Origin of the sequence: Flavisphingopyxis soli (assembly GCF_007995095.1) — a bacterium.
In the GTDB taxonomy this organism is placed as follows: domain Bacteria; phylum Pseudomonadota; class Alphaproteobacteria; order Sphingomonadales; family Sphingomonadaceae; genus Flavisphingopyxis; species Flavisphingopyxis soli.
On the sequence record NZ_VOPY01000001.1, the window covers coordinates 1,176,294 to 1,191,737 of the forward strand.

A 15,444-nucleotide genomic window follows, 5' to 3' on the forward strand; every position below is an offset into this window, starting at 1 on the left:
CCTGTCGCCCCCGTTGGTGATTAGCCGTGCTAGGCCTAGCGCAGCGCGGTTTCCAGCAGATTAAGGAATTGCGCAAAAGCGTCGGGAGATCATTCCGGGGAGCCGTCGCGATCGATGAGCGCGAGCACCTCGCTGGCGAGTTCGGCGCGGCAGATCAGCAGCGTCGGCGTCGTCGGCTCGCGCTGGTTATAGGCGAGCGGCGCGCCGGTCAGCGTCGAGCAGTGCAACCCCGCCGCCTGCGCCACCGCGACCGGCGCGCAATTGTCCCATTCGTGCTGGCCGCCCTCGTGGAGATAGATGTCGGCATCGCCGCGGACCACCGCCATCGCCTTGGCACCCGCCGATCCCATCGCGATGATCGTTGCTCCAAGCGCGTCGGCAATCGTCGTGGCGATCGCCGGCGGGCGCGTCCGGCTGACGACGATGTTGCGCGATTTTTTCGGATCGGGCCGAGGGAGATCGCTGCTCGAAGCGAAAATCAAGGATTCAGCGGGCAGGGCAACTGCGCCGACCGCAGCGGCGCCGTCGATCGCGAGACCGATATGGACCGCCCAGTCGTTGCGTCCTTCGCGATATTCGCGCGTGCCGTCGAGCGGGTCGATGATCCACAGGCGGCGGCAATCGAGCCGGGCGAGGTCGTCGCGCGATTCCTCGGACAGGATCGCGTCGTCGGGATAACGTTCGGAGATCATCGCGAGGATCAGCGCGTTGGCCTCGGCATCGCCGCGATCGCCGAGCGCGCGGCCGGCCAGGTCGCCGCGTTCGCGGATGCGGAGCAGCAAGTCGCCCGCGGCGCGCGCGACCGACGCCGCGAAATCGACAAGGTCAGTCATCGATCGTACCCAGTTCGCGCAGCAGGTAGCGCGCGATCCGCTCGGCTGCCTCGACGGCGGTCATTGCGGTGGTATCGACGCGGATTTGCGGGTCTTCGGGCGGTTCATAAGGGCTGTCGAGGCCGGTGAAGTTCTTGATCTCGCCGCGCCGCGCCTTGGCATAGAGACCCTTCACGTCGCGATCCTCGGCGATCGCCAGCGGCGTATCGATGAATATCTCGATGAAGTCGCCGTCGCCGACCATCGCGCGGACCAGCTCGCGCTCGGCCCGGAAGGGCGAGATGAAGGTGGCAAGCACGATCAGGCCGGCGTCGGTCATCAACCGGGCGACCTCGCCGACGCGGCGGATATTCTCGACCCGGTCGGCCTGGGTGAAACCGAGATCCTTGTTGAGGCCCATGCGGACATTATCGCCATCGAGCAGGAAGCTGTGCAGCCCAGCGGCATAGAGCCGCTGTTCGACGAGGTTGGCGATCGTCGTCTTGCCCGCGCCCGACAGGCCGGTGAACCACAGGATCTTGGCTCGCTGCCCCTTTTGCCGCGCATGGGCGTCGCGATCGACCGACGCCTGTTGCCAGGCGATGTTCTGCGAGCGGCTGAGCGAATGGCGGATCATCCCCGCGGCGACGGTATCGCCCGTCTCGCGGTCGATCAGGATGAAACCGCCCATGATGCGATTGTCGTTATAGGGATCGCTGACGATGTCGCGGCCGGTCGTCACGATCGCGGTGCCGATGTCGTTCTTGCGCAAGGTGCGCGCGGCGAGATGCTGGCCGGTCTCGATATCGAGCCGGTAATCGGGCTGGTGGACCGTCGCCGAAACGCTCTGCGTCGCGAGCTTGAGCGTGTAGGCCCTGCCCGCGAGCATCGGCTTGTCGCCGAGCCAGGCGATATCGGCCTTGAACTGGTCGGCGACGATCGCCGGATCGGATGCGGTGGTGATGACATCGCCGCGCGCGCAATCGACCTGGCGATCGAGCGTGATCGCGATCGACTGTCCGGCGACTGCGCGGTCGATCGCCGTCGTGCCGACATGGATTGCGGCGATCGTTGCATGTTGCTCGCCGGGCAGCACGACGATGACATCGCCGATCGCGACCGCGCCCGAAGCAACAGTTCCCGCGAGACGGCGCACCGAACCATCGCCGCGCAGGACCGTCTGAATCGGCAGGCGAAAGCCGGCTTCGGTGGTCTCGGCCGGGGCAAAATCCTCGACCAGCTCAAGGACGCTCGGCCCGGTGTAGAACGGCATGTCGCTTGCCCGCGACGCGACATTGGCACCGCTCGTCGCGACGACGGGGACGATGTTGTGGCGCGCCAGGCCGGTCTCGCCCGCCAGGGCATCGATCGCCCGGCTGTGCTCGGCAAAGACCTTCGCAGGGTCGGCGACGAGGTCGATCTTGTTGAGCGCGAAAATGTAATCCTCGATCCCGAGAAGATGCGCGATGCGGCAATGGCGGCGCGTTTGCGTCGTCACTCCGCTCGTCGCGTCGACGAGGACGAGTGCGAGATCGGCGTTCGACGCGCCGGTGACCATGTTGCGGGTATATTGTTCGTGGCCCGGGCAGTCGATCAGCACGACGGATCGGCGTGGGGTCGCGAAATAGCGGTAGGCGACGTCGATCGTGATGCCCTGTTCGCGTTCGGCGGCGAGGCCGTCGAGCAGGCTGGCGAGCGCTGCGCCGTCGCCGCCGCGCAGCGCGGCTTCGCGTTCGTCGGAGGTCAGTTTTCCGGTATCGAGCAGCAGCCGCGCGATCAGCGTCGACTTGCCGTTGTCGATGCTGCCGCACGCGACGATTTTGACGCGCGTCGCGCTCATTAGAAATATCCCTCGGTCTTCTTGCCTTCGAGCGTCGAATCCTCGCGGTCGATCGTCCGTCCGGCGCGTTCGCCCGCATCGCTCTCGACGAGTTCGGTGATGATCGCGGCGCAGTCGCGCGCGTCGCTCTCGATCGCCGCGGTCAGCGGGTAGCAGCCGAGCGAGCGGAACCGCACGACGCGCTCGACCGGTGTTTCCCCATCGAGCGGAAAGCGATCATCATCGACGACGAACAGGTTGCCGTCGCGGATCACCGTCGGGCGCGGTGCGGCGAAATAGAGGTCGGGCAGGGCGATGCCTTCGCGTTCGATGTATCGCCAGACGTCGATCTCGGTCCAGTCGGACAGCGGGAAGACGCGCAGGCTTTCGCCGTCCTGGACCTGGGTGTTGAACAGGTGCCACAATTCGGGGCGCTGGCGGCGTGGGTCCCAGCCATGGCGCGCGCTGCGCAGCGAGAAAATGCGTTCCTTGGCGCGGGTCCGCTCTTCGTCGCGTCGCGCGCCACCCAGCGCGAGATCGCACCCGAGTGCGTCGAGCGCCTGTTTGAGACCGTCGGTTTTCCACATCGTCGTGTGCAGCGCGCCGTGATCGAACGGATTGATCCCCTCCGCGACGGCTTGCGGATTGCGGTGGACGATGAGCTCGAGCCCGTTCGCGCGCACGACCGCGTCGCGATAGCGATACATCTCGGCGAACTTCCAGGTCGTATCGACGTGGAGCAGCCGCACCGGCGGGAGCGCGGGAGCGAAAGCTTTAACAACGAGATGGAGCAGGACCGCCGAATCCTTGCCCGCCGAGAACAGCAACAGCGGGTTGCTGGCGCTCGTCAAAGCCTCGCGGACGATATGGATCGCTTCGGCTTCGAGCGTATCTAGGAGGTCTAGTGCGGTCATCATTTGGTCTTTTCGCGAGACGCTTCGGCCAGGCCCCGGACAAGCTGAGACTGGCCACGCGGGACAATCATCACCTCGTCGCCCGTCGCGACGACGATCATGTCGCTGACGCCGGCTAGGGACACGCGCAGCCCCTCGGCATGGACATAGTTGCCCGCACTGTCGACGCCAGCGAGATCGGCGATCGCATCCCAGCTGCCGACGTCGGACCAGCCGCACGACAGCGGTACGGTGACGACATTATCGGATCGCTCCATGACGCCATAATCGATCGATTGCGACGGGCTGGTCTCGAAGGTCGTGGCATCGGGGGTGACGATCGCGCCGGTGCGCTCTGCGCGGTCGACCGCGGAGCGCGCGCAGCGTTCGATATCGGGTTCGTGGTGCGCCAGCGCGTCGAGGTAGCGGCGCGCCGAAAACAGAAAAATTCCTGCGTTCCAGAGATAGTCGCCGCTGTCGAGCATCGCCTGGGCCCGGTCGGCATCGGGTTTCTCAACGAAGCGATCGACCGCGAAGACGCCCGGGTGGTCGGCAACCGCGTCGCCCCGGGCGATATAGCCATAGCCGGTTTCGGCATGCGTCGGTTCGATGCCGAAGGTGACGAGCGCACCTTGCCGCGCAGCGGGTGCGGCGCTGGTGACGGCGGCAACGAAGGCGGCGGTGTCGGCAATCCTGTGATCGCTCGGCATTACGAGTAGGAGTGCGTCGTCGCCCGCTTCGAACGCGGCCAGTGCTATCGCGGGCGCGGTGTTGCGCGGTGCAGGCTCGAGGATGATCGCGCGCGGGGCGATGGCGCACGCATCGAGTTGTTCGCCGATGATGACGCCATGGCGCGCATTGGCGACGATGATCGGCGCGGCGAACAGGTTTGGATCGGCGCAGCGCGCCAGCGTCAGCTGGAACATGCTTTGCACCGGGTCGGTCAGCGCGAGGAACTGCTTGGGCCGTTCGACGGTCGAGAGCGGCCATAGTCGTGTCCCAGACCCGCCAGAAAGAATAACCGGAACAATGCGTTCGGCGTCGTTCTTCATTTCATTCATCGACTGCCCCCGCTGTCTGGCCCTGCTGCGATGGTCAGGGCATTCCAATGCCGTGATAGGCAAATCCGTGCCGCTCGACGTCGGCGCGGCGATAGATATTGCGCAGGTCGACTAGCGCTTTGGTGCGCACCAGCCGCGCGATCTCGGCAAGGTCGAGCGCGCGGAAGGCGTCCCATTCGGTGACGATCACAACCGCGTCGCTGTCCTTGACCGCGGCATAGGCGGTATCGGCCATCGTCACATCGGGCAGCAGGTCGGCGGCGACCTTCATGCCTTCGGGATCGTATGCCGAGACGCTGGCGCCCGCGTCGATCAGCGACTGGACGATGGCGAGGCTTGGCGCGTCGCGCATGTCGTCGGTATTGGGCTTGAAGGTCAGGCCAAGTAGCGCGACCTTCTTGCCGCGCGCATCGCCGCCGAGCGCGTTGACGATCTTGCGTCCCATCGCGCGCTTGCGATTGTCGTTCACCTGGACAACCGATTCGACGATCCGCATCGGTACGTCGTTGTCCTGCGCGGTCTTTAGCAGCGCCAGGGTGTCCTTGGGGAAGCACGAGCCACCATAGCCGGGACCGGCGTGGAGGAATTTGGCGCCGATCCGGTTGTCGAGGCCGATGCCGCGCGAGACGTCCTGGACGTCCGCGCCGACCGCTTCGCACAGGTCGGCGATCTCGTTGATGAAGGTGATCTTGGTCGCGAGGAAGGCGTTGGCGGCGTATTTGATCAGTTCGGCGGTGCGCCGGCCGGTAAACAGGATTGGGGCTTCGTTGAGGAATAGCGGGCGATAGACTTGCCGCATGACGTCGCTCGCCCAGTCGTCTTCGGACCCGATAACGATTCGGTCGGGGCGCTTGAAATCGCCGATCGCCGCGCCTTCGCGCAGGAATTCTGGGTTCGATACGACCGCGACGCGGTGCGTGTCGCCGACGGCTTCGCGGACGATGCGTTCGACCTCGTCACCGGTGCCGACAGGAACGGTCGACTTGTTGACGATGACGCAATCGCCCGCAATCGCTGCGCCGACTTCCTTGGCAGCGGCGTGGACGTAGCTGAGATCGGCATGGCCGTCGCCGCGTCGCGAGGGTGTGCCGACCGCGATGAACACCGCATCAGCCCCGGCGACCCCTGCCGTCACGTCGGTCGAAAACGACAGTCGACCGGCCGCGACGTTGCTCGCGACGAGCGCTTCGAGCCCGGGCTCGTAGATCGGCATGATTCCGCCGAGCAGCGCGTCGATCTTCGTCGGGTCCTTGTCGACGCAGGTCACTTCGTGGCCGAAATCGGCAAAGCAGGCGCCCGAAACGAGGCCGACATAGCCCGCACCGATCATCGTAATCTTCATAATTGCAGTCCGTCAGTTGGCATGTCGCGGATTGGTAGGTGGCGCGTGCATCCAATGCAAGGCGATGCGGCTGTCACCGGGCGCGTCGAGCGCGTTCTATCTGTGCTCGATGATAGTCAGTGAGGGGTCGGTCGCGTCGTCATCGCGCGTATCTGGATCCGGTTCGATAATCATCGGGACTGGTGGCGGAAACAGCAGTCGTCCGAAGATCAGGATCAGAGTCGGCCAGAACATCGTGTTGAGGAGATCGTGGAGTGCGGCGGCGCGGTCGTCGAGCGGCACGCGCATCGAATGGTGGAGGATGTCGTTGGTCTCGTTGATCATCTCGAGGACCAGCAGGACCAGCCACGGACGCCAGTCGTCGGGCCGCCGCCGCAGGATCAGCGCGATGGCGAACAGCACGAGCAGCGACATGTGAATGTGCAGCGCGTCGGGCGAAAGATCGACAAGCAGTTCAAGCGCGTCCTTGCTGCCGATTATGCGCGTGCCAAGTTCGAGTAGATGGGTGCCGATGCCGGTCATTAGGTGTTGCTTCCTTCGGCGGGGATCAGTGCGCCGGGGTTCAAGATATTGTGCGGATCAAGCGCGCGCTTGATCGCCGTCAGGCTGGCGAGGCGCGCGGGCGATGCGTGGCGCGACAGGTCGCGCAGCTTGGCCCGGCCGATGCCGTGTTCGGCCGAGATCGAGCCGGCAAAGGAATCGACCATGTCATAGACCATGTCGCTGATCGCCTCCCCGCACTCGTCGTGCCAGCGCTCGGCGACGGCGTCTTCGGGCGCGCGAACGTGAAAGTGGACGTTGCCGTCGCCGAGATGGCCGAAGGCGAGGGCGGTGGTCCCCGGAAACTGGTCTTCGACGCGGGCGGAAGTTTCCGCGATGAAGCGCGGCATGTCGGCGACCGGGACGCTGACGTCGTGCTGCAAGGCGGGGCCATGGGCGCGTTCGGTCTCGGAAATCGACTCGCGGATCCGCCAGAATTCGGCTTCTTCGCGGCCGCTGGAGGCGATCGCCGCGTTCTCGACCAAGCCCGCTTCGATCGACTTTGCCAACGCGTTTTCGAGCTGCTCACGCGGCTCGCGTTGATCGGGCCGTTCGCGCACGAGTTCGACGATGACATGCCAGGCATGCCGCCCGGCAAGCGGCGCGCGCGTACCCGCGACATGGCCGAGGACGCTCTCGAGCGCGAGATCGGGGATGATTTCGAACTGCTCGAGCTGTTCGCGCTGTCCGTCGAGCGCGCGGAGCAGGCGATAGGCCGCGTCTGCGCTGGCGACGCCGACCCAGGCTGTCGCGCGGTCGATGATCGCCGGGGAGGTTCGCAGGACGACGCGCGATACGATCGCCAATGTCCCTTCGGAGCCGACGATCAGATCGCGCAGCGCATAGCCGCGATTGTCCTTCTTGAGCGGGGCACGTTCGTCGAGCACCGTCCCGTCGGCCATCACCGCCTCGATCCCCGCGACGAGCGCGCGCATGTTGCCGTGGCGAAGCACCTGTGTGCCCCCGGCATTGGTCGCGACGAGCCCGCCGATCGTGGCCGATCCCTTGGCACCAAGGCTGAGGGGGAAGCGCGCACCTTGGTCCGCCAGGACAGTGTGCAGTCGCTCAAGGATAACACCGGCGCCGCATTCGACGAAGCCGTCGGCGATGCGGCTGGTATCGATCGTGTCGAGCCGGCGCAGTGACAGCAGCATCGCGTCGCCCTTGGAGTCCGGGGTCGCGCCCGCCGCCATGCCGGTATTGCCGCCTTGCGGAACCAGCGCAATTTGATGCGCTGCGCACAGGCGGACCGTTTCGGCGAGTTCGCTCGTGTCGGCAGGGCTCAGCATCGCGCGGGCCGCACCATGATAGCGCCCCCGCCAGTCGGTGAGCCACGGCGTCACCGTGTCGGCGTCGGTGGTAAAGCCGCGCGGGCCAAGGAGGCGAGCCAGCATTGTGTCGATCGATTGGGTCATCACGGGTTCCATAGAATCTGGCGCGCGACGAAGCGAGTGCGCGATGGCTGGGCGGATGCCGAGAGGCGACCGGGCCTATTTGGCGCCAAACCCCGTCAGCATCGTACGCACGGTCTTCAGCGTGATCAGGATATCGAGCCAGGCCGAAAAATACTTGATGTAATAAAAGTCGAACTGCAGCTTCGTGCCGACCGCTTCGAGATCGGCGACATGGCCTTGGTTGACCTGCGCCCAGCCGGTAATGCCAGGCAGGACGATGTGCCGGTATGAATAGAAGGGCAGTTCGTCCTCATACCATTGCGATAGCTGGACCGCCTCGGGGCGCGGGCCGATCCAGCTCATTTCGCCGCGCAAGATATTGAATATCTGCGGCAATTCATCGAGGCGGAACTTGCGCAAGATGCTTCCGACGCGGGTAATCCTGGTGTCGCCGTCCTGCGTAACGGCAGCATTGCGCGCGTCATCGGCCGTAGGTTCAGGATGCCAGGCCATCGTCCGGAACTTGATGACGGTGAACACCTTGCCGCGAAAGCCCATGCGCTTCTGACGAAAAAAGACCGGCCCGGGAGAATCGAGCCGGATTGCGATGGCGCAGGGGACGAGAATGACGAGGACGAAAGGCAACACAACGAGGGCGGCGATGACATCGACCAGCGACTTGATCTTGCGATAGCCGAGATTGGGAATGAGCGAGCCGAGGCTGTTTTCGGACAGATGCTCGATCTTGACCTGTCCGCTCAGCGATTCAACGAGCTGCTTCACATGGTAGACGGGATAGCCTTGCAACGCGGCCTGAGCGAGCGTGCGTTCCCATTCTGGGGGAATACTGGCGCGAAAGTCGGCGACAATCGCGGCATTTGCTCGATCGGGCAGAGCCGGTTCCGCCATCGTGACGAAAGACACGCCCGCCATCCGCTTGAGGCGGCCAACGGCCCCGACCGGCACGACGTGGAAGGTGGTCTGTTCCCACTGCCGCCCGAAGATATTGGGCAGGCTGAAGAAAAGTATCGACATGATCGCACTGGTTGCCAGCTGGATGCGGCTGTAATCGAGCCGCCACAACAGCAGCGCGACCGCCACGACGCCGAACGACAGGAGAAAAGCAGGAAGCACGCTTTCGCGCTGTCGCGTACCCGGGAAATAGGTCAGGCGACGCGAGAAATAGATGCCAAGCATCACCGCGAGCGTGGCGCCGATCAGCGTGTTGAGACTGGGCGGATCACGATCGTACGGAAGCCGCCGGATCACGATGGAAACAATGTAGGGAAGACCGGCACAGATGAAGAGACCGGTAAGTGTCTGCAAGCGGAACCAGGGGGAGCTGGACAGGCCTTCCTGGGCGCGCTTGTATTCGTACGTGGTCAGATTCACGGTTGGTGCCCAATTTCCCATGAGTTAACAAATCCGGCCAAGGCCAGCGCCCTAAGCGACATTGCCATATCAGGCAAGGGAAAGGCTGGAAAATCGCCGAATTTCGCAAGCTTGCGTCGGCAAGGTTTCCGTTGCGGCGCGAAGGGCTATTTCCTAAAGAGCCAGCAACTTGGGTCGAGACCCTGACGTCGAGGAATAATGGATGCGTTTGAAGTGCCAAGGGCGAAACACCCGAAGCTGGAACGGGAGCCCCCCGGCCAGTGACGATGGGGAAAGCGCACCAGCATGACGCACAATTTCGCGATGATTGGCGCCGCCGGCTATATTGCTCCGCGCCATATGCAAGCGATCAAGGCAACGGGAAACACGCTTCTCGCGGCGCTTGACCCGAGCGATTCCGTCGGGATCATCGACAGCTATTTTCCCGAAGCCAGCTTTTTTACCGAGTTCGAGCGCTTTGACCGGCATATCGACAAGCTGCGCCGTGCGGATAGCGGCGAAAAGGTTGATTTCGTGTCGATCTGTTCGCCCAATTACCTGCACGATTCGCATATCCGCTTTGCGTTGCGCAACGATGCCGACGCGATCTGCGAAAAACCGCTCGTGCTCAATCCGTGGAATGTTGATGCGCTTGCCGACCTCGAGCAGTCGTCGGGCCGCAAGGTCAACACGATCCTCCAGTTGCGCGTCCACCCTTCGATCGTCGCGTTGCGCGACCGCGTCGCGACCGAAAGCAAGGACGGGAAATACGAAGTCGATCTCACCTACATCACCTCGCGTGGTCAGTGGTATCTCCATTCGTGGAAGGGTGACGGCCATAAATCAGGCGGCGTGGCGACCAATATCGGCGTCCATTTCTTCGACATGCTCAACTACCTATTCGGCGACCTTCAGGACAACCGCGTCCACCTCGCGACCGAAACCGAGGCGGCTGGCTACCTGGAATATGAAAATGCCCGGGTGCGCTGGTTCCTCTCGATCGACGCGCGGGCCTTGCCCGATACGTGTCGTGCCGAGGGTCAGCGGACGTATCGATCGATCACCATCGACGGCGACGAGATCGAGTTTTCCGGTGGTTTTGCCGACCTACATACGCGCAGCTATGAACTGATCCTAGAAGGCAAGGGGTTTGGCGCCAATGCCAGTCGCGGTGCCATCGAGACCGTTGCGCATATTCGCGGCGCTTCGCCCGATCGTACGCATGGCGAGGTGCATCCATTTGTCGCCGCGGCGCTTGCGCGCGCATCATGAGCTATGCCTGCCACGACAGTGCCATTGTCGATGACGGCGCGACGATCGGCGAGGGATCGCGCGTCTGGCATTTTGTCCACGTCTGCGGCGGTGCGCGGATCGGCAAGCGCGTCTCTCTCGGCCAGAACGTATTCGTCGGCAATCGCGTGGTGATCGGCGACGACTGCAAGATCCAGAACAACGTTTCGGTCTATGACAATGTTACAATCGAGGACGGCGTCTTCTGCGGGCCGAGCATGGTCTTCACCAATGTCGTCAATCCGCGCTCGCTGGTCGAACGCAAGGACGAATATCGCGATACGTTGGTGCGGCGTGGGGCCAGCCTGGGCGCGAACTGCACATTGGTCTGCGGCGTGACAGTCGGCGAATTTGCTTTTGTCGGTGCCGGCGCCGTGGTCAATCGCGATGTTGCCGATTACGCACTCGTTGCGGGAGTCCCGGCACGCCAGATCGGCTGGATGAGCCGCTTTGGCGAGCGTCTCGATCTGCCGCTCGAAGGCGACGGCGAGGCGACATGCCCACACACCGGCGATCGTTACACTCTCTCCGGCGGACGGCTGGCATGTCTCACGAAATGATGCCCTTTATCGACCTAGCCGCGCAATATCGCGACACTCGCGCCGACATCGACGCGGGCATCCAGCGCGTGCTCGATCACGGTCGATATATCATGGGGCCCGAAGTCACCGAAATGGAGGCCGCGCTTGCCGATTATACCGGTGGCGGGAATTGCATATCGGTATCGAGCGGTACCGAAGCGCTGCTGATCGCGATGATGGCGCTCGGCATCGGGTGTGGCGACGAAGTGATCACAACGCCCTTCACCTTTGCCGCGACTGCCGAGATGATCGTCCTGGCCGGTGCTACGCCCGTCTTCGTCGATATCGAGAGCGACACGTGCAACATCGACGCGCGGCTGATCGCCGACAAGATCACCCCCAGAACGCGCGCGATCATCCCGGTTTCGCTCTATGGCCAGCCCGCCGACATGGACGAGATCGCCCAGCTCGCGAAGGCACACAATATTGCGGTGATCGACGATGCCGCACAGAGTTTCGGCGCCGACTATAAGGGGCGCAAGAGCTGCAGCCTGGCGACGATCAGTTGCACCAGCTTTTTCCCGTCGAAACCCCTCGGCTGCTATGGCGATGGTGGCGCGATCTTCACTGCCGATGATGCGCTTGCGCAGGCGTGCCGCGAAATTCGCGTCCATGGCCAGTCTGAACGCTATGTCCATACCCGCGTCGGTGTCGGCGGGCGGATGGACACGCTGCAATGTGCGGTTATCTTGGGCAAGCTAAGTCGCTTCGATTGGGAAATCGAGCAGCGTCTCGCGATCGGCGCGCGCTATAACGACCTGCTCGACGCGGCAGGTATCGGGCGCGTCGTGCAGCGCGACGACCGGACCAGCGTTTACGCGCAATACACTGTGTTCGTCCGCAATCGTGCGGCGGTGCAGGATGCGCTCAAGATAGCCGGTGTGCCAACTGCGGTCCATTACCCGCTGCCGCTCAACCGCCAACCGGCCTACAGCAATATCTCGGGCGGCGGTGCTACGCCGCGCTCTGAATCCGCGGCGGCCACCGTCATGAGCCTGCCGATGCACCCTTATCTTTGCGTCGAAGACCAGGACCGCGTGGTTGCGGCGCTGGTGGAGGCGCTGCGCGGCACGAATTGATGGCCGAGAGATACGATTTCCTGGTTATCGGCGCGGGAATCGTCGGCCTCACGCTGGCGCTCGAGATCAAGCGCCGCCGACCCGACGCGCGCATCGTCATTCTCGAAAAAGAGCCCGAGCCGGGCCGACATTCGAGCGGGCGCAACAGCGGCGTCCTGCACAGCGGCATCTATTACCCTCCCGCCTCGATCAAGGCACAGGTCTGTGGCCAAGGCGCGCGGGAGATGGCTGCCTATTGCCAGGAACGCGGCCTGCCGCTCAACCCGATCGGCAAGATCCTCGTTCCCGTCAATGATGGCGATGGAGCCCAGCTCGACATGCTCGAACAGCGCGGACCGCAGAACGGCGTTACGGTCCGGCGGCTCGATCGTGCTGAACTTGCACGGCTTGAACCCGAAGCGGGATCTGCCACCGGCGAAGCACTGCTCGTCGCGCAGACTTCGGTCGTCAGTTCGCAAGCGGTGCTCGCCAGCATCGTCGATGATGTCCGCAATGCCGGGATCGAGATCCGCTGCGGCGGGACGATTGAGGCGGTCGATGCCCGAGCGCGGACGATCGTGTGGGGCAGCACGACAATCGCCTATGACCATGTCTTCAATACCGCGGGGCTTCATGCCGATACCGTTGCGCACCGCTTCGGGGTCGGCAAAAATTTCACCTTGCTGCCGTTCAAGGGCCTCTACTGGAAGCTCGACCCGGCGGCGGGGTTTACGATCAATCACCTGATCTACCCCGTGCCCGACCTGCGCGTGCCCTTTCTCGGCGTTCACACGACGACCGCGATCGACGGGACCGTCTATATCGGTCCGACGTCGGTGCCCGGCTTCGGGCGCGAAAATTATCATGGGCTCGACGATGTCAGGCCGGTGGAGCTGGTTCGAATACTGAGCCACCTTGCCGGGCAATATATTGCGGGCCGCAACGGTTTCCGTCGCCTCGCGTGGCAGGAAGGGCGGCGCTATTTCAAGCCGTGGTTCGCCGAGGCAGCGCGCAAGATCTTGCCGCGACTGCGTCCAGAGCATCTGCTGCCGTGCGACAAGGTCGGCATTCGCGCGCAAATGCTGGATAAACGCAGTGGCGAGCTGGTTACCGACTTTCTCGTCGAGGCTGGACCTCATTCAACGCATGTGCTTAACGCCATTTCTCCGGCCTTTACGAGCGCCTTCCCACTTGCCCGCCGACTAGCGGACTTTGCCAATATTACGTGAGAAAACCGATGAATTTCAAAGACAAAAAACTCGTCCTAGTAGGCGGCGGTGGGTTGATCGGGTCGCACACTGTTGATCGTTTGCTACGCGAAGACGTCGGCGAAGTCATAGTCTATGACAACTTCGTCCGCGGCCGGATGGAAAACCTAAGCGATTCAATCGCCGATAAGCGTTTGCGCGTTTACGACGTCGGTGGTGACATCATGCATACCGACATTCTTGAAAGCGCTTTTGACGGCGCCGACGGCGTGTTTCACTTTGCTGCGCTTTGGCTGCTGCAATGTCACGACTATCCGCGTTCGGCGTTCGACGTCAACGTGCGCGGGACGTTCAACGTCATGGAAGCGTGCGTCAAAAAGAACGTCAAGCGTCTCGTCTATTCGTCCTCGGCTTCGGTCTATGGCGATGCGGTGACCGAACCGATGAGCGAAGAGCATCCGTTCAACAACCAGAACTTCTACGGCGCGACCAAGATCGCCGGCGAGGCCATGCTGCGCGCCTTCCATCATCGCTATGATCTGGACTTTGTCGGCCTGCGCTACATGAACGTCTATGGCCCGCGGCAGGATTATAAGGGTGCTTATATAGCGGTGATCATGAAGATGCTCGACGCGATCGATCGCGGCGACAACCCGACGATCCTCGGCGACGGTTCGGAAGCGTTCGACTTCGTCGCAGTTGAGGATTGCGCACTCGCCAACGTGCGCGCGATGCAGGCCGATGCGACCGACGAATTCTACAATGTCGGCACGGGCAAGCGCACCAGCCTCAAGGAACTGGCCGAAATGCTGATTGAACTGACCGGCACCGATGGCGAGATCAATTATGCGCCGCGAAGCACTGCGACCTTGGTCCGCAACCGCATCGGCGATCCGGCCAAGGCGATCGAACAGATCGGCTTCACCGCCGAGGTAGACCTTCGCGAAGGGCTCAAGCGCCTGATTGACTGGCGCGCGTCGCACAAGGCCGAGGTCGAGGATCGGCGAGCCAAGTCGGGCGTCGAGATTTGATCCGGGCGAAGGATTGATCCGATGACGATCACCGAAATCGCAAGGTCGATTTTCCGCGATGTTCCCGAGCTTTCGAACGGCGTTTATGTCGCGCACGAATTCGGTTCGTCCGAAAATGATCGGCAGACGAGCGCGGCCTTCTCCGACAAATGGACTAGCCTTGCGCAGGATGATGTCGATTCCGAAGGCTGGAAGCAGTTTCAGTTCGACTGGTATTTACGGTGTTACGGCTATGCCGACGAGGCCGAGCTGGCCGCCGACCTGCGCAAGCACAGCGTGATCGTCGATGCCGGTTGCGGTCCGGGGTACAAGGCGGCTTGGTTTGCGCGACTGGCACCTGAATCGACCGTGATCGCGATGGACTTGTCGGAATCGATTTTTCGTGCGGCCGATCGCTATGGCGATCGGGCCAACATGATCTTCGTGCGCGGCGATATTGCCAATACGCCTTTCAAGGATGACACGATCAGCCTCGTCAGCTGCGATCAGGTACTCCATCATACGATCGACCCGCCGGCCACGGCACGCGAGTTCCGTCGCATCATCGCTCCCGGCGGCCAGCTGAACACGTATGTTTATGCGACCAAGGCCTTGCCGCGCGAGCTGCTCGACGAGCACCTGCGCGAGTATACCAAGCAGTTGAGTGCCAAGCAGGTCTGGGAATTGAGTGACCAGCTGACGCAGCTTGGCAAGACCTTGTCGGAACTCGAGATAGAAATCGATGTCCCCGCAATGCCGGTGCTCGGCATCCAGGGGGGGCGCCAGGATATCCAGCGCTTCTTCTACTGGAATTTCCTGAAATGCTTTTGGAACCCACAACACGGTTTCGAAGCATCGAAGATGATCAATTACGACTGGTATGCGCCAAGTACGGCATTCCGCTATACCCGTGACGAATTTCTTGCGATGATCGAAGAGGCTGGCTTCCGCGACCTGTTCGTACACAGCGAAGAGGCCTGCCATTCGGGGCGGTTCCGCTAACGGCGGCAATTGTCGTTTGAACTTTTTCGACGACGCTAATTGCGACGGTTGACCATTACCAGC

Annotated in this window: 14 protein-coding genes; 6 read left to right on the top strand and 8 right to left on the bottom strand. The window is 62.9% G+C overall.

From position 1 onward, the window contains the following. Positions 1–89: 89 nt before the first annotated feature. The 8 genes from FSZ31_RS05870 to FSZ31_RS05905 all read right to left on the bottom strand — a co-directional run bounded on the left by FSZ31_RS05870 (position 90) and on the right by FSZ31_RS05905 (position 9,130). Positions 90–833, bottom strand: coding sequence for a 3'(2'),5'-bisphosphate nucleotidase CysQ (locus tag FSZ31_RS05870; protein ID WP_147122174.1), 744 nt, complete (start codon positions 831–833; stop codon positions 90–92). Further along, complete coding sequence (gene cysC, locus FSZ31_RS05875; RefSeq protein WP_147122176.1) at positions 826–2,652, bottom strand: adenylyl-sulfate kinase; 1,827 nt, start codon at positions 2,650–2,652, stop codon at positions 826–828. Before cysC ends, FSZ31_RS05870 begins: the two co-directional genes overlap by 8 nt. Next, a complete protein-coding gene (gene cysD, locus FSZ31_RS05880; protein ID WP_147122178.1) occupies positions 2,652–3,548 on the bottom strand; it encodes a sulfate adenylyltransferase subunit CysD in 897 nt (298 codons plus the stop codon). The genes cysC and cysD overlap by 1 nt, the downstream gene beginning before the upstream one ends. After that, complete coding sequence (locus FSZ31_RS05885) at positions 3,545–4,585, bottom strand: mannose-1-phosphate guanylyltransferase (RefSeq protein ID WP_236643675.1); 1,041 nt, start codon at positions 4,583–4,585, stop codon at positions 3,545–3,547. Before FSZ31_RS05885 ends, cysD begins: the two co-directional genes overlap by 4 nt. Before the next feature lie 34 nt (positions 4,586–4,619). Further along, the gene (locus FSZ31_RS05890) at positions 4,620–5,927 is read right to left on the bottom strand and encodes a UDP-glucose dehydrogenase family protein (protein ID WP_147122180.1); all 1,308 of its coding nucleotides are present in this window, start codon (positions 5,925–5,927) and stop codon (positions 4,620–4,622) included. 96 nt (positions 5,928–6,023) lie between these two features. After that, complete coding sequence (locus tag FSZ31_RS05895) at positions 6,024–6,449, bottom strand: hypothetical protein (RefSeq protein ID WP_147122182.1); 426 nt, start codon at positions 6,447–6,449, stop codon at positions 6,024–6,026. Continuing rightward, on the bottom strand, positions 6,449–7,882 hold the full coding sequence (locus FSZ31_RS05900; protein WP_147122184.1) for an FAD-binding oxidoreductase: 1,434 nt from the start codon (positions 7,880–7,882) through the stop codon (positions 6,449–6,451). Before FSZ31_RS05900 ends, FSZ31_RS05895 begins: the two co-directional genes overlap by 1 nt. Before the next feature lie 75 nt (positions 7,883–7,957). Then, a complete protein-coding gene (locus FSZ31_RS05905; protein WP_161595959.1) occupies positions 7,958–9,130 on the bottom strand; it encodes a sugar transferase in 1,173 nt (390 codons plus the stop codon). Positions 9,131–9,538: 408 nt separating this feature from the next. Between FSZ31_RS05905 and FSZ31_RS05910 the strand changes: the two genes are divergently transcribed. Genes FSZ31_RS05910 through FSZ31_RS05935 form a run of 6 tightly spaced genes read left to right on the top strand, consistent with a single transcriptional unit; the run spans position 9,539 to position 15,381 of the window. Continuing rightward, positions 9,539–10,504, top strand: a complete 966-nt coding sequence (locus FSZ31_RS05910; protein WP_147122188.1) for a Gfo/Idh/MocA family protein — start codon at positions 9,539–9,541, stop codon at positions 10,502–10,504. Continuing rightward, positions 10,501–11,082, top strand: a complete 582-nt coding sequence (locus tag FSZ31_RS05915) for an acyltransferase (RefSeq protein ID WP_147122190.1) — start codon at positions 10,501–10,503, stop codon at positions 11,080–11,082. Before FSZ31_RS05910 ends, FSZ31_RS05915 begins: the two co-directional genes overlap by 4 nt. Beyond that, the gene (locus FSZ31_RS05920) at positions 11,067–12,182 is read left to right on the top strand and encodes a DegT/DnrJ/EryC1/StrS family aminotransferase (RefSeq protein ID WP_328592389.1); all 1,116 of its coding nucleotides are present in this window, start codon (positions 11,067–11,069) and stop codon (positions 12,180–12,182) included. Before FSZ31_RS05915 ends, FSZ31_RS05920 begins: the two co-directional genes overlap by 16 nt. Beyond that, a complete protein-coding gene (gene lhgO / locus FSZ31_RS05925; RefSeq protein ID WP_147122192.1) occupies positions 12,182–13,390 on the top strand; it encodes an L-2-hydroxyglutarate oxidase in 1,209 nt (402 codons plus the stop codon). The genes FSZ31_RS05920 and lhgO overlap by 1 nt, the downstream gene beginning before the upstream one ends. An 8-nt stretch (positions 13,391–13,398) precedes the next feature. Beyond that, the gene (locus tag FSZ31_RS05930) at positions 13,399–14,400 is read left to right on the top strand and encodes an NAD-dependent epimerase/dehydratase family protein (RefSeq protein ID WP_147122194.1); all 1,002 of its coding nucleotides are present in this window, start codon (positions 13,399–13,401) and stop codon (positions 14,398–14,400) included. Positions 14,401–14,421: 21 nt separating this feature from the next. Further along, a complete protein-coding gene (locus FSZ31_RS05935) occupies positions 14,422–15,381 on the top strand; it encodes a class I SAM-dependent methyltransferase (RefSeq protein ID WP_147122197.1) in 960 nt (319 codons plus the stop codon). Positions 15,382–15,444 lie beyond the last annotated feature (63 nt).